This is a genomic window from Salipiger sp. 1_MG-2023, from assembly GCF_030547555.1.
In the GTDB taxonomy this organism is placed as follows: domain Bacteria; phylum Pseudomonadota; class Alphaproteobacteria; order Rhodobacterales; family Rhodobacteraceae; genus Salipiger.
Window position 1 is genome coordinate 1 of record NZ_JAUOQN010000143.1, and the last position, 2,092, is coordinate 2,092.

General features: G+C 55.4%; 2 protein-coding genes. Both read left to right on the forward strand.

The features are described 5' to 3' along the window. Window positions 1-508 precede the first annotated feature (508 nt). Window positions 509-1,075, forward strand: coding sequence for a recombinase family protein (locus tag Q4543_RS24205; RefSeq protein WP_303442671.1), 567 nt, complete (start codon window positions 509-511; stop codon window positions 1,073-1,075). Between the two features lie 200 nt (window positions 1,076-1,275). After that, complete coding sequence (locus Q4543_RS24210; protein WP_303442674.1) at window positions 1,276-1,947, forward strand: hypothetical protein; 672 nt, start codon at window positions 1,276-1,278, stop codon at window positions 1,945-1,947. The last annotated feature ends 145 nt before the right edge of the window (window positions 1,948-2,092 follow it).

A 2,092-nucleotide genomic window follows, 5' to 3' on the forward strand; every position in this document is an offset into this window, starting at 1 on the left:
TGCTCCACCTGCGCCAATCGGCGTATCAACCCAAAGGACTCCGGTTCCGGCTGGATGAAAGTTCAGTGGCAGGTCAACAGGGCCATTTTGGGGGCGAATATCTGAGACCCCAATCGAAGAGGGCGCAGCGGCTTTCTCCCCCCATCGCTTTAATAGGGGGGCATGGGCACAGGAGCTGGCATCGGCTGGCATCGACAGGGAGGAGCGGCGAGGATGAGGACGAGAGGCCACAGGCAACAGCACCTCGACCAGCAGCACTGCGACGAGCAGCACGGCGAGCAGGACAAGCACAGGCACAAGCAGACCACCAGCAAGGCAACGGCATGGCCAGAGATCTCAATAGCTCAAGGCTTGAGCGTTAGCCCCATGAACCAGATCATGACACAGGGCATGGTCGTGTGGCAGTGCCTGACATGACAGTGAGAGCATGACACACAAGTGGTCTTGACCATTTGGCAGCTATCATGACATAGAGTCTATAAACCTAATGGCATGAAGGACCAGCCCCATGAAGATCGGATACGCCCGCACCTCGACCAGCGACCAGACAGCAGGCTTGGACGCCCAGCACCGCGACCTCAGCAAGGCAGGCTGTGAGAAGATCTTCGCGGAGAAGGTCTCCTCAGTGGACAAGGCGCACCGGGCCAAGCTCGCTGAGGCGCTGGAGTTCTGCCGTGACGGTGACACCCTCGTGATCACCAAGCTCGACCGGCTGGCCAGATCGACCCAACACCTTCTCAGCATCGTCGAGGATCTGGAGAGCAAGGGCGTGTCGCTGGAGATCCTCGCCATGGGCATCGACACTGGCACACCCACAGGCAGGCTGATGCTGACCATGTTGGGCGGGGTCGCGGAGTTCGAGCGCAACATCATGCTGGAGCGGCAGCGCGAGGGCATCGCCAAGGCCAAGGCGGAGGGCAAGTACAAGGGTCGCCAGCCCACAGCGAGGACCAAGGCTGACGAGATGCGCAGGCTCAGTGAGGCAGGCAAGACGCGGAAGGAGATCGCCGAGGCGCTCGGGGTCTCAGAGCGCAGCGTCTATCGGGTGCTGAGCACGGCTGAGGCAATCGGGTGAAAAGCAATTGGACTGGCAGCCGTGCAGGTGGTGCTTTCAGTTTGCTTGCCGAAATCGTTCAAAAAAATGATGGTGCGACACATTGTTAGTAGCTCATCTTTCTGCTGTCGGCTAAATCGAATTTGCTAAACGGTTTACTAGGCCATGGATCCTCACAGTCGAGGGTTCCCGGGCTTCGTCGTTCAAAGGAGTGGGACATAATGACAGACGAAGTGGATGGAATCCTTAGGCGGGCAGAAGAAGTTCTTTTGAGTGCTTATAAAGGCCTTGAAATGATGCGTGATCCGAGCGGGGCGACGAAAAATCTTGGTCTGCGCAATGTGCTTACATTCGCCAGAAGCGTGACCTTCGTCCTGCAGAATTTGAAGGGTAAGCACGAAGCGTTTGAAGGCTGGTATGCCGATAAGCAAAACCAGATGAAGGACGACCCGGTTTTCTCTTACTTTCGGGACGCGAGAAACAACTTAGAAAAGCAGGGGAAGCTAGAAGCAGCTACCACTGCGACAGTGGAATCGCTGGGACCAAAAGAGTTGAGAGCGCTGGAGCAAACCAAACCACAGGGTGCTACTGGTATGTTCATCGGCGACCAGCTTGGAGGATCTGGTTGGAAGGTCGAACTTCCGAATGGCCAGACCGAGAAATTTTATGTCGATATGAACGATGGGAACATCTCGGTGGAACAGACGTTTTCCGGGAAGCTAGCCGACAAATGGCTGGAGAGCGACGAAAGGTCGACCGAGCAACTAGCGGAATACGTTCTAGAACAGCTATCCGAAATGGTTGCCGATGCGTTTAAGACCTTCACATCCAAGGACACAATGCAGCCAATCGCTGGCAAGCGCCTTCCACATTTTATCCGCGTGATAAAGTAATCATAGGTATATTTGTCTTCATCTACAGAACCGGACTAGATAATCTCCGCGTTCAAGCTCTGCCCAGATAGCTGTCACATCCCGGCAGGTAATATGGCTGTTTCTTGAACAGCTCTGGCTTGAGTTTGTGCCAGTCCTTCATCGC